The 21,474-nt window shown below is 69.4% G+C and carries 17 protein-coding genes and 2 tRNA genes; 12 read left to right on the top strand and 7 right to left on the bottom strand.

What is annotated here, in order from left to right; translation table 11 throughout:
* Positions 1-30 precede the first annotated feature (30 nt).
* The 5 genes from V1351_RS10670 to V1351_RS10650 form a co-directional block, all read right to left on the bottom strand.
* A complete protein-coding gene (locus V1351_RS10670) occupies positions 31-600 on the bottom strand; it encodes an AMIN-like domain-containing (lipo)protein (protein ID WP_338748127.1) in 570 nt (189 codons plus the stop codon).
* A 109-nt stretch (positions 601-709) separates the two neighbouring features.
* Positions 710-2,020 carry an iron uptake transporter deferrochelatase/peroxidase subunit gene (gene efeB, locus V1351_RS10665; protein ID WP_338748126.1) on the bottom strand — a complete coding sequence of 437 codons (1,311 nt, stop codon included), beginning with the start codon at positions 2,018-2,020 and terminating at the stop codon, positions 710-712.
* The gene (efeO, locus tag V1351_RS10660; RefSeq protein ID WP_338748125.1) at positions 2,017-3,186 is read right to left on the bottom strand and encodes an iron uptake system protein EfeO; all 1,170 of its coding nucleotides are present in this window, start codon (positions 3,184-3,186) and stop codon (positions 2,017-2,019) included. The genes efeB and efeO overlap by 4 nt, the downstream gene beginning before the upstream one ends.
* 16 nt (positions 3,187-3,202) lie before the next feature.
* Positions 3,203-4,060: an iron uptake transporter permease EfeU gene (gene efeU, locus V1351_RS10655; RefSeq protein WP_338748124.1), complete on the bottom strand. Its 858-nt coding sequence runs from the start codon at positions 4,058-4,060 to the stop codon at positions 3,203-3,205.
* 65 nt (positions 4,061-4,125) lie between these two features.
* Positions 4,126-4,199 (bottom strand) — tRNA-Gly (locus tag V1351_RS10650).
* Positions 4,200-4,290: 91 nt separating this feature from the next.
* On the opposite strand from V1351_RS10650, the gene V1351_RS10645 reads away from it, so the two are divergent.
* From V1351_RS10645 to V1351_RS10600, 10 genes are all read left to right on the top strand, one after another.
* Positions 4,291-4,367 (top strand) — tRNA-Pro (locus V1351_RS10645).
* 53 nt (positions 4,368-4,420) lie between these two features.
* Positions 4,421-6,244, top strand: coding sequence for a cation:proton antiporter (locus V1351_RS10640; protein WP_338748122.1), 1,824 nt, complete (start codon positions 4,421-4,423; stop codon positions 6,242-6,244).
* A gap of 145 nt (positions 6,245-6,389) precedes the next feature.
* A complete protein-coding gene (gene tig, locus V1351_RS10635; RefSeq protein ID WP_422388972.1) occupies positions 6,390-7,763 on the top strand; it encodes a trigger factor in 1,374 nt (457 codons plus the stop codon).
* A 77-nt stretch (positions 7,764-7,840) separates the two neighbouring features.
* Positions 7,841-8,992, top strand: a complete 1,152-nt coding sequence (locus tag V1351_RS10630) for an MFS transporter (protein ID WP_338748121.1) — start codon at positions 7,841-7,843, stop codon at positions 8,990-8,992.
* 67 nt (positions 8,993-9,059) lie between these two features.
* A complete protein-coding gene (locus V1351_RS10625; RefSeq protein ID WP_338748120.1) occupies positions 9,060-9,776 on the top strand; it encodes a PaaI family thioesterase in 717 nt (238 codons plus the stop codon).
* Positions 9,777-9,785: 9 nt separating this feature from the next.
* The gene (gene treS, locus V1351_RS10620; RefSeq protein WP_338748119.1) at positions 9,786-12,026 is read left to right on the top strand and encodes a maltose alpha-D-glucosyltransferase; all 2,241 of its coding nucleotides are present in this window, start codon (positions 9,786-9,788) and stop codon (positions 12,024-12,026) included.
* Positions 12,027-12,250: 224 nt separating this feature from the next.
* The gene (locus tag V1351_RS10615; protein WP_185992615.1) at positions 12,251-12,832 is read left to right on the top strand and encodes an ATP-dependent Clp protease proteolytic subunit; all 582 of its coding nucleotides are present in this window, start codon (positions 12,251-12,253) and stop codon (positions 12,830-12,832) included.
* 31 nt (positions 12,833-12,863) lie between these two features.
* Positions 12,864-13,538, top strand: a complete 675-nt coding sequence (locus V1351_RS10610) for an ATP-dependent Clp protease proteolytic subunit (protein WP_338748118.1) — start codon at positions 12,864-12,866, stop codon at positions 13,536-13,538.
* A gap of 201 nt (positions 13,539-13,739) precedes the next feature.
* Positions 13,740-15,017 carry an ATP-dependent Clp protease ATP-binding subunit ClpX gene (clpX, locus tag V1351_RS10605; RefSeq protein ID WP_338748117.1) on the top strand — a complete coding sequence of 426 codons (1,278 nt, stop codon included), beginning with the start codon at positions 13,740-13,742 and terminating at the stop codon, positions 15,015-15,017.
* A 21-nt stretch (positions 15,018-15,038) separates the two neighbouring features.
* Positions 15,039-15,788 carry a hypothetical protein gene (locus V1351_RS10600; RefSeq protein ID WP_338748116.1) on the top strand — a complete coding sequence of 250 codons (750 nt, stop codon included), beginning with the start codon at positions 15,039-15,041 and terminating at the stop codon, positions 15,786-15,788.
* Here the strand turns inward: V1351_RS10600 and valS are convergent.
* Positions 15,769-18,408 carry a valine--tRNA ligase gene (valS, locus tag V1351_RS10595; RefSeq protein WP_338748115.1) on the bottom strand — a complete coding sequence of 880 codons (2,640 nt, stop codon included), beginning with the start codon at positions 18,406-18,408 and terminating at the stop codon, positions 15,769-15,771. The two genes, V1351_RS10600 and valS, sit on opposite strands and share 20 nt — an antisense overlap.
* Before the next feature lie 79 nt (positions 18,409-18,487).
* Between valS and V1351_RS10590 the strand changes: the two genes are divergently transcribed.
* Entirely contained in the window at positions 18,488-19,249 is a 762-nt protein-coding gene (locus V1351_RS10590) for a lysophospholipid acyltransferase family protein (RefSeq protein WP_338748114.1), read from the top strand.
* Positions 19,250-19,314: 65 nt separating this feature from the next.
* Here V1351_RS10590 and V1351_RS10585 read toward each other — a convergent pair whose 3' ends face one another.
* Positions 19,315-19,782, bottom strand: coding sequence for a MarR family winged helix-turn-helix transcriptional regulator (locus tag V1351_RS10585; protein ID WP_338748113.1), 468 nt, complete (start codon positions 19,780-19,782; stop codon positions 19,315-19,317).
* A 234-nt stretch (positions 19,783-20,016) separates the two neighbouring features.
* Between V1351_RS10585 and V1351_RS10580 the strand changes: the two genes are divergently transcribed.
* On the top strand, positions 20,017-21,399 hold the full coding sequence (locus V1351_RS10580) for an NAD-dependent succinate-semialdehyde dehydrogenase (protein ID WP_338748112.1): 1,383 nt from the start codon (positions 20,017-20,019) through the stop codon (positions 21,397-21,399).
* The last annotated feature ends 75 nt before the right edge of the window (positions 21,400-21,474 follow it).

Genomic DNA, 21,474 nt, shown 5'->3' with positions numbered 1-21,474 from the left:
GAGCGACCCTTCCGACGATGGCGGCCCCGCTCACCAGCGGTGCGCGACGTCGATGACCAGGCGGGCGCCGTCACCGGGGCCGTCGAGAACGAAGGTGCGGAACGGCAGCCGTGCCCGCACTCCCACCCCGATGGTCGTCTGCCCCTCGAAGCTGCCCGCCCACGCCACCTGGCGGAAGGTCCGGTAGTTCGTCACGTCCACCAGGTTGCTGCGGTGGGTCGGCCGGTAGGTGGGCACGCCCTGGTTGGTGTGGGCCGGGGCCCGCAGCACGACCCGGAGGTCGGCGCCTCCGCGCAGCGGGACCCGGGTGCCGCTGCCGTCGGTGCGCACCGAGTTGACGTAGCGCACGCTGTACCCCGGGGCGCCCGGGACGTCGTCGACGTCCAGGACGAGCCGGTCGAAGCAGGCGTGCCGACCGGAGCGCACGTCGGCCAGCGTTCCGGTCGTCTGGGTGGGTGCGGACTTGGCCGTCGACCCCCACCAGATCCCGCAGTACGGACCGGCGGTCGTGGCCGGCGCAGCCGCCGGTACGGCGGCGACGGTGGCAGCCGCGGCCACGACCGCGATGCCCAGTCGAGTGAACTGACGACGAGTGTCCATGATCTCTTCCCCTTCGGCCGGGGGCGCGGTGCCCCGCGGAACGACGTGTGCACCACGTCATGTACAACCAGACGCACGAGGGGGGACGCGGGTTGCCTCCCGTGTCGGATCAGGTGAAGAGGGCCTGCCCGATGTACTCGCCCTTCCGGGTGCCCGGCGGGACGGCGAACAGCGCTGACCCGGTGAACTTCAGGTACTCCATCATCGCGTCGTTCTTGGCCATGGCGTTCTGCATCGGGATGAACTGCCGGTCCGGGTCGCGCACGTAGGCGAGGAAGAACAGCCCGGCGTCGAGATCGCCCAGAGCCGTCGACCCGTCGACGAAGTTGTAGCCGCGGCGCAGGATCCGCGAACCGCCGTTGTGGGACGGGTGCACCAGCCGTACGTGGGAGTCCTCGGGCATGACCGGACCGGTGGATCCCTTCATGTCGAAGTCGGGTTGGCTGTGCTCCGTGCCTCCGGACAACGGTGCGCCGCCACCCTTGGTCCGTCCGATGAACTCCTCCTGGGCGCCCAGGGGCTGACGGTCCCAGGTCTCGATGCGCATGTTGATCCGGCGCACCGCGAGGTAGGAGCCGCCGACCAGCCAGCCGGCGTCGGGGTCGTCGTCGGGACCGACCCACACGTGCTCGTCGAGCTCCGCGTCCTCATCGGCGGTGATGTTCATGGTCCCGTCCTTGAAACCGAAGAGGTTGCGTGGCGTCTCCTCCCCGGTGGTCGTGCTCGACGTCTTGCCGAAACCGAGCTGGGACCAGCGCATCCGGACGGTGCCGAAGCCGATCCTGGCGAGGTTGCGGATGGCGTGCACGGCCACCTGCGGGTCATCCGCGCACGCCTGGATGCACAGGTCGCCGTTGCTGCGCTCGGGGTCGAGTGCGTCCTCGGGGAAATGGGGCAGTGGCTCGAGCAGCGCCGGGCGGCGATCGGCCAGACCGAAGCGGTCCACGCCGTCCGCGTCGGTGAACAGTCCCGGACCGAAGCCGAAGGTCAGCGTCAACCGGGACGGGGGCAGTCCGATTGCCTCGCCGGTGTCGTCCGGGGGCGTGCGGTAGTCACCGGAGGTGGGACCGATGGGCCCCGCGGAGTCGCCGTGCATGAGTCGATCGGCCGCCTTCGTCCACTCCCGGAGCATCTCGACCAGCTCGTCGCGGGACTCGGTGGTCACGTCGAAGGCGGCGAAGTGCAGCCGGTCCTGCACCGGCGTCACGATGCCCGGCTGGTGGGTGCCATGGAGGTCGAAGACCGTCGGGTCGTCGCCGGTGCTGTCGTCCGCGACCGCCCGCCCTGCGGCGAAGCCACCGGCCAGGCCCACCCCGGCGAGCAGCCCGCCGCCACCGACGAGCGCGGCGCGACGGGAGGGCCGAAGTCCCGTGCTCCGGGGCTCGTCGGTCTCGTCGTCGGGTGTGCGACGAGCTCTCACAGGATCGCCCCCGTCAGCTTCGACAGCGGCTCGGACAGGGCGCTGACGTCGTCAGCGAGTGCCTGCACATCGGAATCGGACAGCTCGGTGTAGGAGACGAAGCCGTCCTTCCCCGTGCGGTGCCGGTCGAGCTCCTCCTGCAGTGCCTCGAAGCGTCTGTCCAGCTCGGTGGCCAACTGCTCGTCCGTGGTCAGGAGAACGGGCCGCACCCCTTCGTAGGCCACGCGGGCCCCGTCGACATTCGCCTGGAAGTCCCACAGGTCGGTGTGGGACCAGATCTCCTCCTCGCCGGTGATCTTGCCCATGGCCACCTCCTCGAGCAGGCCGATCGACCCGTTGGAGATCTGGTCGATGGTGAAGGTCATGTCCTGCAGGCGGGTGTCCAGCATCGTGGTGGTCTCCAGCAGGTCGTCGGCGACGGTGGCGCGCTCATCATCGGTCAGCGGGGTGTAGTCCTGCGCGTCCTGCGGCCACAGGTCCTTCTCGATGCGGTGCCAGCCGGTCCACTTCTGGCCCTCCTCGAGGTCGGCCTCGCGGGCATCCAGCTTCGGGTCGATGTCACCGAAGGACTCGGCGACGGTCTCGATGCGCTCCCAGTGCACGCGTGCCCGCGGGTACAGCTCCCTGGCCTCGTCGTCCTTGCCGGCCTTGTAGAGCTCGACGAACTCCTGCGTCCTGGTCAGCAGCTGGTCGGACTGGTCCTGCACGTAGGCGGCGTAGTTGTCCTCCGCCTGCGTGACGCTGGCCTGGTCGGACACCGGGACCTCGGCGTCGTCGGACGTCGCGACGGTGAAGTCCGCCCGGATGCCCTCGCCCCGCATGCCCGGCTTGCAAGCCGTCGTGTAGGTGCCGGCAGGCACGTTGACCACGAGTTCGCGGGAGAGCTGCGGGCCGATGTTCTCCACCTCGCCGACGATGCGCAGCCCGTCCTCGCCGAGGAGGTAGAACTCCGTGACCTGAGAACCCTCGTTGGTCACGTCGAAGGTCAGCGTGCCGGCCGGCACCTGGGTGGAGGAGACCTCGCAGGCGTCCTGCGTGGAGGTGACGGAGATGGCCCGGGCGTCGCCCCCTTTGTCGCCGGTCGGAGCCGAGTTGCTGGTGCAGGCAGCCAGGGCGGGGATGAGCAGTGCAGCGGATGCGCCGGTGGTGAGGTGTCGCAGGTTCATCTGTCGAGGGTGCTTTCTAGGCGGTGGTGACGGGGGTGGCGGGCGAAGGGCGGGGGGCCCGTCGGCGGGTGCCGAGGACGAAGAGGGTGAGGACGGGGACCACGTAGAGGACCCACGCGACCGCCTGCAGGACGGTCGTCCTCGGGGTGAAGTTGAAGATCCCCTTCAGCAGCGTCGCGTACCAGGTGTTCGGGTCGATGACGTCGGAGACGTCGAAGGCCACGGTGTCCAGGCCGGGCAGGAATCGGGCCTCCTGCAGGTCGTGGATGCCGTAGGACAGGACACCCGCGGCGACGAGGACCAGCAGGACACCGGTCCAGGTGAAGAATCGGGTGAGGTTGATCGAGATCGCGCCGCGGTAGATCAGCCAGCCCAGGGCGATGGCGGTCCCCAGGCCCGCAGCGGCGCCCAGCAGCGGTGTCCACGCCGACCCGGCGCCGGAACCGACCGCGCGGGAGGTGGCCCAGAGGAAGAGGGCGGTCTCCAGACCCTCGCGGCCCACCGCGAGCACGGCGATGAGGACCAGGCCCCAGGCGCTGCCGTCGTCGGCGGCGTGGTCGATCCGGCCGCGCAACTCGCCGGCCAGTCCGCGCGCGGTGCGGGCCATCCAGAAGATCATCCAGGTGACGAAGCCGACCGCGATGATCGACAGGCTGCCGCCGATGAGCTCCTGGGCCCGGAAGGTCAGCCCCCGCGGCCCGAAGGTGAGCAGGGCCCCGAAGGCGAGGCTGATCGCGACGGCGAGCCCGACTCCCGCCCAGATGCGCGGCAGCAGGTGACGACGACCGGACTTGACCAGGTAGGCCACCAGAATGCTGACCACGAGCGCGGCTTCGAGGCCTTCGCGCAGTCCGATGAGGTAGTTGGCGAGCACGAGACGCAGGGTACACCCATTAAGGGAAGCCTTGCCTAACTCGCCGGCAGCCGCTGTCGGGCCCGTGGAGCGGGTGACGGGAATCGAACCCGCGTAGCCAGTTTGGAAGACTGGGGCTCTACCATTGAGCTACACCCGCGCGCTGCCCCGTGAGTCGACCTGCGGCACAACGGCCGGAGCAGCAGGGGTTAGCCTAGTCTCCGCACGCGGCCCGAGCGCAATCGGGTCGACGGGGTATGGCGCAGCTTGGTAGCGCGTCCGCTTTGGGAGCGGAAGGCCGTCGGTTCGAATCCGGCTACCCCGACCACCACGGTGGGCATCTTTGGTGTGGGCCACAGCCCGAATGGCAGTCTGTCGCCCGTGATCACCGACCCGGCGAGTTACCTCGCTCTCGTGACCGCGCTCGCAGTGGCCTGTCAGGTCGTCGCGTGGGCAGTGCGCATCCCCTCGATCCTCATCCTGCTGATCGTCGGCTTCGGCCTCGGTCAGCTGGTGACCCCCGATGCGGTCCTGGGCAGGGACGTGCTCTTCGGGGGGGTGAGCCTCGCCGTCGGCGTGATCCTCTTCGAAGGCAGCCTGTCGCTGCGATTCAAGGACATCAGCGACCTGGGGCGCACGACGCTGCGACTGTGCACGGTCACCGTCGCGGTGGCCTGGGGGCTGATCACCCTGACGGTCTGGTTCCTCGGCTTCCCCGTGGAGCTCGCCCTCCTGGTCGGAGCCGTCCTCGTGGTCACCGGCCCCACGGTGATCGGACCGATCCTGCGCCAGCTGCGACCCACCCGACGGATCGCGGCGCTGCTGCGCTGGGAGGGCATCCTCGTCGACCCGATCGGCGCGATCCTGGCCGTCCTCGTCTTCCAGGCGGTCCTCGCCGGCGCCTCGGCCGACCCCTTCGGCGCGGTTGTGGTCACCCTCGGTACGACGATCCTCACGGCGGTCGTCATCGCCCTCGTGCTGGGGCTCCTGCTCGAGCTGGCCATCAAACGCCACCTCGTGCCCGACTTCCTCCACGGGGCGGTCTTCCTCGCGGCCGCCGTGGGTGCGCTCGCCCTGTCCAACTCCATCGAGTCCGAGAGCGGTCTGCTCACGGTCACGCTGCTGGGCATCTACCTCGCCAACCGGCCCAACCTCCACCTGGAGCACGTCGCCACGTTCCAGGAGCACCTGCAGGTGCTCCTGGTCGGGATCCTCTTCGTCGTCCTCGCCGGCCGGGTCGCCCCCGGCGCGGTCGTGGACATTGCTCCGGTGGCCGGGATCTTCGTCCTCGTCCTCGTCCTGGTGATCCGCCCGGTGAGCATCCAGCTCGCGCTCCTGGGGACGGGCTCGACGAAGGAGGAGCGTCGCCTGCTCGCGTTCATGGCTCCTCGCGGCATCGTCGCCGCCGCCGTGACGAGCATCTTCGCGCTCGAGCTCTCGCACGCCGCGGAGCGGGTGTCCGACCCCGCGCACGCCGCCCGTCTGGACCAGCTCGGCGAGCAGGCGAGCCAGATGGTTCCGCTGGTCTTCCTGGTCATCGTCGCCACGGTCGCGATCTATGGACTGGGTGTGGGGCGACTGGCCGAACGGCTCGGGCTGGCGACGACGTCACCGCAGGGTGTCATCCTCGCCGGAGGGGATGAGTGGATCGTCCGGGTGGCCCAGGCGCTCGACGACCTCGGGGTCGACGTCGTGATGGTCTCCGTCTACCGCGTGGCGCTCAACCGGGCCCGGATGGCCGGGATCCGGGTCGAGATGGCCAACCTGCTCAGCGACTACGTCGTGCGCGACATGGAGCTGGCGGGACTGAAGACCTTCGTCGCGGCCACCGACCAGGACGAGCGCAATGCCATCGCCGCGCGCGAGTTCTCCCACGTCCTGGGACGCAAGCACGTCTTCCAGCTCGCGCCAGCCGCCACCGAGCACGTCGGGAGCGACCGCACCGAGACGGCGTCGCACCTGACGGCGCGCACCCCCTTCGCCCCCGCGCTGGAGTACAAGGAGCTCACCGAGCGGGCCCAGCACATGGACGTGCGACGGACTTCGTTGACGAAGAAGTACACCTACGCCGACTTCCAGCAGATGTACGACGGCCGGGCCATCGCCCTGTTCACCGTGCGTGGCGACGAGGTCGACGTCGTCACCGAGAAGAGCAGCATCGAGGGCAACGTCACCCTCATCACGTTGGTCCCCCGCACCGACTGACATCCGCGCATTCGGCCTGTGCGGTCCAAGCCGATACAGTGGCTGGTTGTGTCCCGGCCAGCCGGGACGGTGCCTGCGTGCCCATCGGTCGAAGTCGACCCGGGAGCCAGCGCCCCAACCCTGTCGTCGTCGAAGATCGTGTGGAGTGCCTGCAGTGAAGAGTGCCGTCGAGAACCTCAGCCCGACCCGGGTCAAGTTGACCGTCGAGGTCCCGAGCGAGGAGCTCCAGCCGCACGTCGACGCGGCCCTGAAGTCGATCGGTGACCAGATCCAGGTTCCCGGATTCCGCAAGGGCAAGGTGCCCGCGCGGATCATCGAGCAGCGCGTCGGCAAGGGCGCGGTCATCCAGGAGGCCGTCAACGAGGCCCTCCCGGAGTTCTTCGGCAAGGCCGTCGACGAGACCGAGATCGACCCGATCGGCCAGCCGCAGGTGGACATCACCGAGGTGCCGATGACCGACGAGGAGAACCTCACGTTCACCGTCGAGGTCGACGTGCGCCCGGAGGTCACCCTCCCGGACTACGACGGTCTGAAGATCGAGGTCGACAACCTCGAGGTCACCGACGCCGACGTCGAGGAGAAGCTCACCGAGCTGCGTGAGCGCTTCGGCACCCTCGTGGGCGTCGACCGCGCCGCCGAGAACGGCGACTTCGTCTCCATCGACCTCAAGGCCGAAGCCGACGGTGAGGAGATCGACTCCGTCGAGGGCGTCTCCTACGAGGTCGGCTCCGGCAACATGCTCGAGGGCATCGACGAGGCGCTGATCGGCATGGCGAAGGGGGAGACCAAGAACTTCTCCGCCCCGCTCGCCGGCGGCGACCAGGCCGGAACCGTCGCCGACTGCACCGTGACCGTCCACTCGGTGAAGGTCCGTGAGCTCCCCGAGGTCGACGACGAGTTCGCCCAGATGGCCAGCGAGTTCGACACCGCCGCCGAGCTGCGCGAGGACGTCGCGAAGCAGGCCGAGCAGGCGAAGAAGTTCGAGCAGGGCATCCAGGCGCGCGACAAGGTCCTCGAGCACCTTCTCGAGACCACCGAGATCGCCATCCCCGAGGGCATCGTCGAGACCGAGGTGCACAACCACCTCGAGCAGGAGAGCCGCCTGGAGGACGACGAGCACCGCGCCGAGGTCGACGAGCAGACCCGCAAGGCGCTGAAGACCCAGTTCCTCCTCGACGCCATCGGCAAGGCCGAGGAGGTCGAGGTCGGGCAGCCCGAGCTCATCGAGTACCTGATGATGCAGGCCCAGCAGTACGGCATGGAGCCCAACCAGTTCGCCCAGCTGCTGGACCAGCAGGGCCAGGTCGAGGGCATGGTCGGTGAGGTCGCCCGCCGCAAGGCCCTGGCCGCCGCGCTCGACAAGGCCTCGATCGTCGACGCCGACGGCAACCCGGTCGACCTCGACGAGATCACCCCCGGTGGGGACGAGGAGGACGCGGCCGAGGACGTCGAGGCTGTCGAGGACGTCGAGGGCGACACCGCCGAGCCGGCCGAGGTCACCGAGGGCGAGAAGGCCTGACCTCCACCACCCCACGACGAAGGGGGTCACCGCCGGCCGGCGGTGACCCCCTTCGTCGTGCCCGCGCCGCGGTCTTCGTGACCTTCGCGGTCAACGGTTTCGGCTTCGCCTCGTGGGCGGCCCGCATCCCCGACATCCGGACCGACCTCGCGCTCACCCCGGGCGAGTTGGGTCGCACGCTGCTCGCGGGGGCACTCGGCACCGTGCTCGCGTTGCCGATGGCCGGTCGCGTCATCACCGCACTGGGCGCCGCCCGGACGACGACCACCGGGATCGTCGTCGCAGCCCTCGGGCTCGTGGCCCTCGGAGCAGGGCTCGACCTCGTCGGGAGCGCTGTCGCGACGGCGCTCGGTCTCCTCGTCTTCGCGGTCGGGGTCTCGCTGTGGGACGTGGCGATGAACCACGAGGGCGCGGCCGTCGAGCAGCACCTCGGCCGGACCGTCATGCCGCTCTTCCACGCGTGCTTCTCGGCCGGGACCGTCCTCGGCGCCCTCGTGGCAGCGGGGCTGGTGGCCGTGAACGTGCCCGTCCTGGCGCACCTCGTCGGCGCCGCAGCCCTCGTCCTCGTGCTCGGGCTCCCCACGGCGCGCGCCTTCCTCGCCCGCACGCAGGAGCCGGTCGGGGGGGCGACCACGACCGCGGGGACGACCACGACCTCGGCGCGGGGGAGCGCCTGGCTGGAGCCGCGCACCCTCGTCATCGGCCTCGTCGTGCTCGTCGCGGCACTGACGGAGGGCGCCGCCAACGACTGGATCGCCATCGCCGTCACCGACGGGCACGATCAGTCGGGATGGGTCGGCGTCCTGGCCTTTGCCACCTTCTTGGGCGCCATGACCGGCGGACGCGTGGTCGGGGTCCTGCTCCTCGACCGCTTCGGCCGGGTGCCGGTGCTGCGCGGGCTCTTCGTCCTCGCCGGCGTGGGGTCCCTCCTCGTGGTGCTCGGGTCGACCCCGCTCGCCTTCGTCGGTGTCGTGCTGTGGGGCGTCGGGGCCAGCCTCGGTTTCCCCGTGGGCATGAGCGCCGCCGCGGACGACCCGGCGCGGTCGGCGGCCCGGTTGTCGGTCGTCTCGACGATCGGGTACCTCGCGTTCATCGTCGGGCCGCCCCTGCTCGGCCTGCTGGGGGACCGCGTCGGTGTGCTGCGCTCACTGCTGCTCATCGGTGTGCTGGCCCTGCCGGCGCTCGCTGCGGTGCCCGCAGTGCGCGAGCGGTCGCCCGGCCCTCGTTGACCGTCGTTGCACCCGGGGGCGCGACGTTGCACACTCGTTCAGTACCCGCCCACCAGGAGGATCTCCCATGACCGATGGCGCATTCGCCTCTCCCGCCGCCGTCGAGGACCCGGACGCGCTCGCGGTCACCGAGCAGGCCCAGGGCGACCTCGCCGAGAGCCTGCGGGAGCTGGTCGATGCGTGCGTGCGCACGCGTGTCGACGACGGCACGCTGATGGCCGTCGCGCAGGAGGTCCGGACGCTGACACAGCGGCTGCTCGCGCGGGCACAGAGCGACCCCCTGGGCATCGAGGCCACGAGCGACGGACGCCTGCGTGACCACGGCAACCCGATGGTCGGTATGCGCAACCCCATCGCCCCGCCCCTGGCGGTCACCGGTGACGCGGATGGCACCATGAGCGCCAGTCTCTGCCTGGGTGCCGCCTACGAGGGCCCGCCGGGGTGCGTCCACGGGGGAATGGTCGCGGCCGTCCTCGACCAGGTCGTCGGGTCGGCACCGGCGATGATCGGGCGCCCGGGACTGACCGCCTACCTCAACACCAGCTACCGACGTCCGACGGTGCTCGGGACCGAGCACGTCGTGCGCGGCTGGATCGAGGAGGTGGACGGGTGGAAGGTTCGTGCTCGCGGCGACATCCGCGATCCGCAGGGTCGGGTCACGGCGGAGGCCGACGCGCTGTTCGTGGTCCCGAGGTGGGCCCGTGAGCATCTCGGGACGCCGACCGGGGACGCCGCCGGGATCGATCCTGCGGACACGGCCACGCAGGGGCCCGCCACGTCGTAGCGTGGTGCCATGAGCGAGCTGGACGACGAGACGCCCGAGGCGCTCGAGGTCGAGGACCCCGGCGAGCCCAACTTCGCCCAGGTCTTCTTCCCGGCGCGGCCCAAGGCCCTTCGACCCAGGGCCCGGCTCCGCCCGCAGACGGCGACGTCGTCGGCGCAGGAGCGCGCGGGCGACCCGGTCGGGTCCAACCCCGTCTACGTCGACTGGCTGCGGGGTCAGTCGATGCTCCAGGACGCCAAGGACATCTCCAACCAGTTCAGCGGCCTGGGCTCCATGTGGCAGAACCCGTACGCGCGCCCCGACCCACGGGCGGCGGTGCAGACGGCCTCGGTGTGGTTCACCGCCTACCCGATCTCGATGATCACCCGTCCGGGGGAGTCGTTCCTCGCCGCGCTGGCCGATCCGGACCTGTGGGCCGCCTTCGAGCGGATCGGCATCCAGGCCGTGCACACCGGCCCGGTCAAGCGCGCGGGAGGACTGTCCGGGTGGAACGCGACCCCGAGCGTCGACGGGCACTTCGATCGCATCGGGACGCACATCGACGACCTCTTCGGCTCCGAGGAGGACTTTCGGCAGATGTGCCGGGTCGCCGCCGAGCACGAGGGCACCGTCATCGACGACGTCGTGCCGGGACACACCGGCAAGGGGCCCGACTTCCGCCTCGCCGAGCTCGGGGTGGAGGACTACCCGGGGATCTACCACATGATCGCCATCCCTCCCGATGAGTGGCACCTGCTCCCGGAGGTCCCCGAGGGCAGGGACTCGGCCAACCTCGACGAGGTCGACGAGATGGCCCTCACCGAGGCCGGGCACATCATCGGCGAGCTGCAGCGGGTGATCTTCCACGTGCCGGGGGTCAAGGACACCAACTGGTCGGCCACGGCGCCGGTCACCGGACCGGACGGCGTGACCCGACGCTGGGTCTACCTGCACTACTTCAAGGAGGGGCAGCCGTCGATCAACTGGCTCGACCCCACCTTCGCCGGGATGCGCCTGGTCATCGGTGACGCCCTCCACAGCATCGGTGACCTCGGCTCCGGGGGTCTGCGGCTGGACGCCAACGGCTTCCTCGGGGTGGAGCGCACCCTCGAGGTCGGACCGGCCTGGTCCGAGGGGCATCCGCTCTCGGAGGCCGCCAACCAGCTCATCGGCTCGATGGTGCGCAAGGTCGGCGGTTTCACCTTCCAGGAGCTCAACCTCTCGATCGAGGACATCAGGGACACCGCCGCCGGCGGCGCCGACCTGTCCTACGACTTCATCACCCGGCCCGCCTACCACCACGCCCTCGCCACGGGGGACACCGAGTTCCTGCGCCTGACCCTGCGCGAGGCACAGCGACTGGGCGTCGATGCGGCCGGGCTGGTGCACGCGCTGCAGAACCACGACGAGCTGACCTACGAGTTCGTCCACTTCGCCAGTCGTCACCGTGAGGACGTCTTCACCTTCCGCGGGGGAGAGGTGACGGGGGACGAGCTGGCCGAGACGATCCGTGGGGAGCTGACCGACGCGCTGACCGGGGACGCCGCGCCCTACAACCTCGTCTTCACGACCAACGGCATCGCCTCGACCACCGCCTCCGTGATCACCGCGGCACTGGGCATCACCGATCTCGATGCGATCACCGCCGAGCAGGTCGAGCAGGTGCGTCGTGCCCACCTCCTGCTCGTGATGTTCAACGCGCTCCAGCCCGGCGTCTTCGCGCTGTCGGGGTGGGATCTCGTCGGCGCGCTACCGATTCCGGCGACGCAGATCGAGGGCCTCCTGCACGAGGGTGACACGCGGTGGATCCACCGGCCGGCCTACGACCTGCTCGACGTCGCACCGGGCGAGCAGAGGTCGACGTCCGGCATGCCACGCGCCCGCAGCCTCTACGGGCCGGTCGACCGACAGCTGCAGGAGCACGACTCCTTCGTCACCCGCCTGCGCGAGATCCTCCACCTGCGCGGGTACTTCGCGATCGCCACGACCCGCCAGGTGGACGTCCCCGACGTCGCCCACGAGGCGATGCTCGTCCTGGTGCACGAGTACGAGCAGGTTCCCGGACAGCTGCAGGTGACCGTCCTCAACTTCTCCGCCGAGTCGGTCGCCGGGACGGTGATCAGCGAGTCCCTCGAGCCCGGGTCGCGTCTGATGGACCTGGGGGACGGGTCGACGTTCGGCGAGGTCGACCAGCTGCACGGCTTCCACGTCGAGCTCGACGGCTTCGCCGGTCTCGCCCTCCTGGTCGGCCCGCCCACGCAGGAGCCGTGAACGGACGGGCCCGCGCGCCGGGTCCGCTGCCCACGTCGGCGTGTGCGTTGCGCTCACGGCGAACACGTGCCGGGGACGGGAAACAGTCCGGGCCGGCGAGCGTTAGGGTCGGTGACAGGGACAGCAAGCCACAGGCCATTGACCAGAGCACCGCCGTCACGGCGGAGAAGCGAGTGAGCGTGAGCAACAGCAGCGAGATCGTCGCGGCCGGCCCGCAGGGCGGGATGGGACTCGACGACCACATCTACCAGCGCCTCCTGAAGGAGCGCATCATCTTCCTCGGGTCGGACGTGCGCGACGACAACGCGAACGCCATCTGCGCCCAGATGCTGCTCCTGGCCGCAGAGGACCCCGAGCAGGACATCTGGCTCTACATCAACAGCCCCGGCGGTTCGATCTCCGCGGGCATGGCGATCTACGACACGATGAAGTGGATTCCCAACGACGTCGCCACCGTCGCGATGGGTCTGGCCGCCTCGATGGGCCAGTTCCTCCTGTCGGCCGGTACGCATGGCAAGCGGTATGCGACCCCGCACGCACGGGTGATGATGCACCAGCCGTCGGGCGGCATCGGTGGCACGGCCTCCGACATCAAGATCCAGGCCGAGCAGATGCTCTTCGTCAAGACCCAGATGGCCGAGCTCATCGCCGAGCACACCGGGCAGACGCAGGAGCAGATCCACATCGACTCCGACCGTGACCGGTGGTTCGGCGCGCAGGAGGCCAAGGAGTACGGCTTCGTCGACCACGTCTTCGAGCGCTCCGACCAGGCCGGTCGCGGGGACGCCAACCCCGTCAGCGACTGAGCCCCTTCCCCGCGAGCCATCAGGAGACCCCATGAACTTCGACCCCCAGCTCCGTACCAACCAGCCGGGTGGCGCCCCGATGCGCCCCGGCCCGTCGAACCGCTACGTCCTGCCGCAGTTCGAGGAGCGCACCTCGTACGGCATGAAGCGCACGGATCCGTACACCAAGCTCTTCGAGGACCGGATCATCTTCCTCGGTGTGCAGGTGGACGACGCCTCGGCCGACGACGTCATCGCCCAGCTGCTCGTGCTCGAGTCCATGGAGCCCGAGCGCGACATCCTCATGTACATCAACAGCCCCGGCGGCTCGTTCACGGCCATGACCGCGATCTACGACACGATGCAGTACATCCGGCCGGACATCCAGACCTTCGTGATCGGCCAGGCGGCGTCCGCGGCCGCGGTGCTGCTGGGTGCCGGCGCGCCGGGCAAGCGCTTCGCCCTGCCCAATGCCCGCGTGCTCATCCACCAGCCGGCACTCGCCGGCGGTGAGTACGGCCAGGCCAGCGACATCGAGATCCAGGCCAACGAGGTGCTGCGGATGCGCACCTGGCTCGAGGAGACCTGGGCGAGCCACTCGGGCAAGACCGCCGAGGAGGTGCGCGAGGACATCGAGCGCGACAAGATCCTCTCCGCCGAGGAGGCCAAGGAGTACGGCCTCATCGACGAGGTGCTCAGCCCGCGCAAGGCCTCCCTCGAGGACTGAACGGGCACGACGACGAAGGGCCTCGGACCTCCGGGGCCCTTCGTGCTGTCCCGGGGGAGCCGCTACCGTTCCGCTCATAGCGGACAAGGGCGACGCGTGCCCGTCCGGGGGTGTCGAATGGGGTCCGAGACACCCCGTTTTGGGTAGCGTCGACACACAGGCGGCCGGACGGGTCGGCACACCAGGCAGAGAGGATCGGACGTGGCACGAGTCGGAGAGAGTGGCGACCTGCTCAAGTGTTCCTTCTGCGGCAAGTCGCAGAAGCAGGTCAAGAAGCTCATCGCCGGTCCGGGCGTGTACATCTGCGACGAGTGCATCGACCTGTGCAACGAGATCATCGAGGAGGAGCTGACCGACACCGGTGACCTCGGCCTCGACGAGCTGCCCAAGCCGCGCGAGATCTTCGACTTCCTCGAGACGTACATCGTGGGTCAGGACAAGGCGAAGAAGGCGCTGGCCGTCGCGGTCTACAACCACTACAAGCGCATCCAGGCCGACGACGGTGCCGCCGCCAAGCGCGACGAGGACCATGTCGACATCGCCAAGTCCAACATCCTGCTCATCGGCCCGACCGGATGCGGCAAGACCTACCTCGCCCAGACGCTCGCGCGGATGCTCAACGTCCCCTTCGCCATCGCCGACGCCACGGCACTGACCGAGGCCGGTTACGTCGGCGAGGACGTCGAGAACATCCTGCTGAAGCTCATCCAGGCGGCCGACTACGACACCAAGAAGGCCGAGCAGGGGATCATCTACATCGATGAGGTCGACAAGGTCGCCCGCAAGTCGGAGAACCCTTCGATCACCCGTGACGTCTCCGGCGAGGGCGTGCAGCAGGCGCTGCTGAAGATCCTCGAGGGCACGACCGCCTCGGTCCCACCGCAGGGTGGACGCAAGCACCCGCACCAGGAGTTCATCCAGATCGACACGACGAATGTCCTCTTCGTCGTCGGTGGCGCCTTTGCCGGTCTGGAGAAGATCATCGAGTCGCGCGTGGGCAAGAAGGGGCTGGGCTTCGGCTCCGAGCTGCACAAGTCCACCGACCTGGCCGAGGCGATCACCGAGGTCATGCCCGAGGACCTGATGAAGTTCGGTCTCATCCCGGAGTTCATCGGCCGTCTGCCGATCATCACCACCGTCAGCCCGCTCGATCGCCAGGCGCTGGTGGAGATCCTGTCCGAGCCGAAGAACGCACTGGTCAAGCAGTACCGCAAGATGTTCGGCATCGACGGTGTGGACCTGGAGTTCACCGATGATGCTCTCGAGGCGATCGCCGAGTCCGCGATCGCCCGTGGGACCGGTGCGCGTGGTCTGCGGGCGATCCTCGAGGAGGTGCTCCTCCCGGTGATGTTCGATGCCCCGAGCGACGAAGGGATCAAGCAGATCGTCGTCACGGAGGAAGTCGTGCGCGACAACGTCCTGCCGACGATCGTGCGCCACGAGGAGAGCGGCAAGCGCAAGCACAAGCGTTCCGCCTGACCCACCTGAGACAATGGTCGGGTGAGCGCACCCTTCCGGTTGACGACCGGGTCATCGGGCCCGCGACAGCAGAGTCCGACGACCTGCGGTTCGGCGTGCGCGACCGTGGCCCGGATGCTCGTCGACGCGCCCTTCTCCCGGTGGGTCGTCCACGGTGAGGGCCACCCGGTCCCCGGCGCCGAGGGCAGGACGCAGGCCGAACGCTTCGCATCCTGGGAGCGCACCGTCCAGGCCCGCACGAACGGCTGGACGACGCCGGCCGGGGGGATGACCATCGCGTGGCCGAGGGCCATGGGGACACCGCCGTGGGGCCTGAAGCACGAGCTGGAGCGCGGCTCCTCGAGGGTGGGGACGCGCTATCGGTTGGTCTCGGTCCGGGGCCACTCGCAGGAGTCGCTGCGCGCCCGGTACCGCCGGCTGACCGATCTCGTCGTCGACGGGGAACCGGCTGCTCTCTACGTGGGCAACACCCTGCTGCCGCGCCACATCGTCCTCGTCATCCCGGGTACACGAAGCGGTGAGCTACTGGCGTACGAGCCGAGCTCCGGCCGGGTGCTGCCCCTGACCGAGGTCGCCTTCGCCACGCGACGCCTCGACCTGGGCGGCTGGTCGGTCCCGTGGATCCTGGTCCAGCCCACCGGACACCGTCGGGTGGGCAGCGGGTTGCCGGCCGTGGCCCCGTGGCGGGTGCCGCACCTGAACCCCGACCCGACCCCGGAGGCGCTGCGCCGGGCGTCGGACGGGGGAACGCTCAGTTCTTCTTCGGCTTGACGAAGGGGATCAGCTCGACGTCGCGCAGCTCGATCTCCTCGCCCTCGGCGTGCCCGAAGGATCCGGTCAGCCGTCCTGCACTGCGCAGGTCTGCCTCGCCGACCCGGACGAGTTCGGCCGTCGCGGCCGGGGCGACGAGCGTGGCCGAGGTGACTTGACTGCGCATGCCGACCTTGGCGTCGGACTTGGCTTTTCGGATCTGGCCGAGGGCCTCGCCGACGGCACCGAGGACGGCCGGGTCGCCGCCGGAGGGCAGCTCGTTCGTCGTCGGCCAGGTGGCACGGTGCACCGAGCCCTCGTGCCACCAGGACCAGACCTCCTCGGTGGCGTAGGGCAGGATCGGCGCCAGCAGGCGCAGCTGCGCGTCGAGCGCCAGGCGAAGTGCGGCGCGAGCGGAGTCCGTCCCCGCCGGGTCCCGACCGTCCCCGCCGTGGGCGCGGTCCTTGACCAGCTCGATGTAGTCGTCGCAGAAGGTCCAGAAGAAGGTCTCGGTCACCGAGAGGCTGCGCGTGTAGTCCCAGCCCTCGAAGCCGGCGGTCGCGTCGGTGATCACCCGGCCGAGCCCGGCGAGCATCGACTGGTCCAGCGGGTTGGTCACGGCAGCCGCCAGGTCACCCTCGACGGTGCCGAACCCCAACGCGAACTTGCTCGCGTTGAGCAACTTGATCGCCAGTCGACGACCGATCTTCATCTGCCCGGTGTCGTAGGCCGCGTCGGTACCCAGACGTCCGGAGGCAGCCCAGTAGCGCACCGCATCGGCGCTGTGCTCGACGACGACGTCCTCGGGAGTGACGACGTTGCCCTTGGACTTGCTCATCTTCTTCCGGTCGGGGTCGAGGATCCAGCCGGAGATCGCCGCGTTCTTCCAGGGGGCGCTCCCGTGCTCGAAGTGGGCGCGCACGACGCTGGCGAAGAGCCACGTGCGAATGATGTCGTGTCCCTGCGGGCGCACATCCATCGGGAAGACCCGGTCGAAGAGGTCGTTGTCCCCGCGCTCTCGACCCAGCCAGTCACCGGCGATCTGCGGCGACAGGGAGGAGGTGGCCCAGGTGTCCATGACGTCCGGGTCACCGGTGAATCCGCCCGGCTGGTCGCGCTGGTCCTCGGTGTACCCGCTCGGCACGCTCGCGGTGGGGTCGATCGGCAGCTGTGACTCCTCGGGCACGAGCGGCGACTCGTACTGCGGCTCGCCGTCCCTGTCGAGGGCGTACCAGACCGGGATCGGGACGCCGAAGAACCGCTGCCGCGAGATCAGCCAGTCGCCGTTGAGGCCGGCGACCCAGTTCTTGTAGCGCGACCTCATGAATTCCGGGTGGAAGGCGATCTCGTCGCCCCGGTCGATGAGGGCGGAGTTGAGCGACCGCCCTTCCCACTCGTGGTCCCTGCCGCCGTTGCGGATGTACCACTGGCGCGAGGTGACGATCTCCAACGGCTTCTCGCCGCGCTCGTAGAAGTTCGCCTTGCGCTGGGTCTTCTCCGGCTCGCCGACGAGGTCCCCGGACTCGATCAGGGCGTCCACGACGACCTGGCGGGCGGAGTGGACGGTCTTGCCGGACATCTGCTCGAAGACCTGCGTCCCGGTCGCGGATCCGGAGATCCACCCGGGGACCTCGGTGACGATCCGGCCGGCGCGGTTGACGACCGAGCGGGTCGGCAGCTGCAGCTCGCGCCACCAGATGACGTCGGTGAGATCACCGAAGGTGCAGCACATCGCGATGCCCGCGCCCTTGTCCATCTCCGCGCCGCGATGGGCGACGACCGGGACCTCGACCCCGAAGATCGGGGACGTGACCCGCGAGCCGAAGAGGCTCTGGTAGCGATCGTCGTCAGGGTGCGCGATGAGTGCCACGCACGCCGGCAGCAGCTCGGGGCGCGTGGTCTCGATGTGCACCGGTCCGTCCGGGCCGTGGAAGGCCACCCGGTGGTAGGCGCCGGGGTAGTCGCGGGCTTCGAGCTCGGCCTGGGCGACCGCGGTCTGGAAGGTGACGTCCCACAGGCCGGGTGCCTCGGCCGTGTACGCCTCACCGCGGGCGAGGTTGCGCAGGAAGGCCGTCTGGGCCGTCGCGCGGGAGTGCTCGTCGATCGTGCGGTACTGGATGTTCCAGTCGAGGCTGAAGCCCAGCCGGCGGAAGAGGGACTCGAAGGCCTGCTCGTCCTTGACCGTCAGCTCGTCGCACAGCTCGATGAAGTTCTGCCGGCTGACCGGGACCTGGTCGGCGGCCTTGACCGTCTTCGTCGTCCCGGCGAAGGGGGGCGTGAAGTCCGGGTCGTGAGCCAGCGAGGAGTCGCCGCGGACGCCGTAGTAGTTCTGCACCCGCTTCTCGGTCGGCAGGCCGTTGTCGTCCCAGCCGATCGGGTAGAAGACGTTGAACCCCTGCATCCGCTTGTAGCGGGCCATGCAGTCGGTGTGGGTGTAGCTGAAGACGTGCCCCATGTGCAGGCTGCCGCTCGCGGTCGGCGGCGGGGTGTCGATGGAGAAGACCTGCTCGCGCCCACCGGTCCGGTCGAAGGCATAGGTCTCCTGCTCGCGCCATACCGCGGCCCACTTCTCCTCGAGCCCGTCGAGGGAGGGACGCTCCGGGATGCGGGCAGCGTCAGGGGCCAGGGAGTGCTCGGTCATGGGGCGAATCTTCCCATCCCCGCCGACTGCCCTGCCAATCGGGGCCACTGCTCGGGCGCGGACGTCGTACTCTGTCGACATGCGTGCACCCGAGCCCCTCTACCGGCTGATCATCATCATCGCCCGTGCCATCTTCCTCATCAACGGATACCGCTTCACGATCACGGGCGAGACCCACGTCCCGCGCCGCGGTGGTGCCGTGATGGCGATCAACCACACCGGGTACATGGACTTCGTCTTCGCCGGGCTCGGTGCCCGCAGGAGCAGGCGCTGGGTGCGCTTCATGGCCAAGAAGTCGATCTGGCAGCACAGGGTCGCGGGCCCGATCATGCGGGGCCTGAAGCACATCCCGGTCGATCGTCGTGCCGGCGCCGGTGCCCTCGTCGAGGCCACCCAGCGGCTGCGCGACGGACAGATCGTCGGTGTCTACCCGGAGGCGACGATGTCCCGCTCCTTCGAGATCAAGGAGTTGAAGTCCGGCTCCGCACGCATGGCCCAGGACGCCGGCGTGCCGATCCTGCCGACGATCGTCTGGGGCGCACACCGCATCTGGACCAAGGACGTGCCCAAGCGGCTGGGTCGGACCAGCACACCGATCCACATCACGATCGGGGAGCCCATCCACGTCGGCCCCAACGACGACGTCGCCGAGGTGACCGCCCACCTTCGCGAGGTGATGAAGCGGATGCTCGACGAGACCATCGCGGCCTACCCGGAGCCGAAGGGGGACGAGCTGCGCTTCCACCCGGCCCGCCTCGGCGGCACGGCACCGACGTACGAGGAGGCCTACACCAAGGACCGCAAGGACATGACCCGCAGGAAGGACCAGTTCAGCAGGTAAGCAGTCACGACGTCCTGGCCCGTGGGGTCCAGGCGTGCATCACCTGTCGTCGGCCACCGGCTGCGTCATGCAGGGTCGACGGGCGGCGCGTCGGCGTCGAGGGAGTGGGCGACCAGGCGCAAGGTGTCGCGAAGTCGTTCCTCCTCGGCAACGTCCAGACCGAGGCGCGCACCGATCTCGCACGGAATCGTCGTGGCGCGATCACGCAGCTCCTCGCCCGCACTGGTCAACGTCACGAGCACTCGCCGCTCGTCCTCCGGGTCGCGATCCCGCCTCAGGAGCTCGAGGCTCTCGAGGCGCTTGAGAAGCGGGGTCAGTGTGCTCGTGCTGAGGTGCAGGCGGGTGCCGATCGTTCCGACCGGGACGGCGTCCGGCGCCTCCCACAGCACGAGCATCGTGATGTATTGCGGGTAGGTGAGCCCGAGTTCGCTCAGCAACGGCCCGTACGCCCTGATCATCGCGCGGCTCGCGTCGTACAGGGCGAAGCAGAGCTGGTGGTCCAGCTCGAGATCAAGGGCGGGGGTGGATCTCATCCACACAGCCTACCGCGCCCTCCAATTGCGCGATTGGATCGTGCACGATATTATCGAACAGTACTCGACGGGATCGTCGAGTTCACCGAGGAGTGCGAAGGACGTGTTCCGTGCGCGGGCCGTGGCCGTTGTCCACGACCTGCTGCCAAGCCCCGGAACCACACCGTCCTCGAGTGCTCGCCGAACGGCGTGACGACATCGCCCGCCTCCTCCACCCGATGAAAGGCACCACACATGCCCACGTACGTGACAGCAAACCCGACCACCGGTGAGGTCGTGCGCGAGTTCGATGAGCTGACCGACGCCGACGTCCCGCAGGTCCTCGCCCGATCGACGCAGGCGTTCGCGTCGTGGCGGACGACCCCTGCCGCCGAGCGCGCCCGGATGATGACCCACATCGCGGATGCCTACGATGCGCGCCGGGACGAGCTCGCGACCGTGATCTCCACCGAGATGGGCAAGCCTCTGGCCGAAGCCCAGGGCGAGGTCGACCTCGCGGGGGCGATCTACCGCTGGTACGCGGACCATGGACCTGCCCTGCTCGAACCGGAGGTCCTCGACCCCCAGGGCTCCGACGAGTCGCTCGTCGAGACCACCCCCGTCGGTCCGCTCGTCGGGGTCATGCCGTGGAACTACCCCTACTACCAGGTGGCCCGATTCGTGGGTCCGAACCTGATGGCCGGGAACACCATCGTCTTGAAGCACGCCCCGATCTGCGCGGCCTCTGCGGAGGTCATGGCCGAGATCGTCCACGCGGCCGGGGTCCCCGAGGACGCCTACATCAACGTGTTCGCCACGAACGAGCAGATCGCGGACATGATTGCCGATCCCCGCGTGCAGGGCATTTCCCTGACCGGAAGCGAGCGCGCCGGTGCGTCCGTCGCCGAGACCGCCGGAAGGAACCTGAAGAAGGCCGTTCTCGAGCTGGGCGGTTCAGATGCCCTGATCGTGCTCGATGACGGCGACCTCGAGACGACCGCACAGATCGCTGCGGCCGCCCGACTGTCCAACGCGGGGCAGGCGTGCAACTCACCCAAGCGGATGATCGTCCCGAATGGTCGTGTCGATGACTTCGTCGCGACGATCGTCCGGGAGTTCGAGTCCGCGACGGTCGCCGACCCCACCGACCCGGAGACGACCGTGGGGCCGTTGTCCTCGATCACGGCCCGCGACACGGTTGTGGCGCAGGTCCAGCGAGCGGTCGAGCAGGGGGCAACGCTGCACACCGGAGGTGACGCGATCGACGGGGACGGCGCCTTCATGCGTCCGGCCGTGCTGACCGGAGTCACCAAGGACATGGATGCCTACGGCGAGGAGATCTTCGGACCCGTCGCCGTCGTCTACGGCGTCGACTCGACCGATGACGCGGTCACGCTCGCCAACGACGTGAGTTTCGGCCTGTCCGGCTCGGTGTGGGGCACGGACGTCTCCCGTGCCCAGGAGATCGCCGACCGGCTCGAGGTCGGGATGGCCTACGTGAACGAGCACGGTACGACCCTTCCCGGGTTGCCCTTCGGTGGTGTCAAGCGGTCCGGGTTCGGACGCGAGCTCGGCCGCTGGGGGATGGGAGAGTTCGTCAACACCCGGCTGCGCCGCACCTCGACGGTCAAGAAGTAGGAACTGCACGTGCGGGCCCCCGCGACCGCGGGGGCCCGCACTGCCGTCGCGCAGCCATCGCGTGCCGCCACCGCA

Source organism: Janibacter sp. A1S7 (genome assembly GCF_037198315.1).
Taxonomy (GTDB): domain Bacteria; phylum Actinomycetota; class Actinomycetes; order Actinomycetales; family Dermatophilaceae; genus Janibacter; species Janibacter alittae.
The sequence above is the reverse complement of the archived record's forward strand: the minus strand, read 5'-3'. Positions and strand labels throughout refer to the sequence as shown.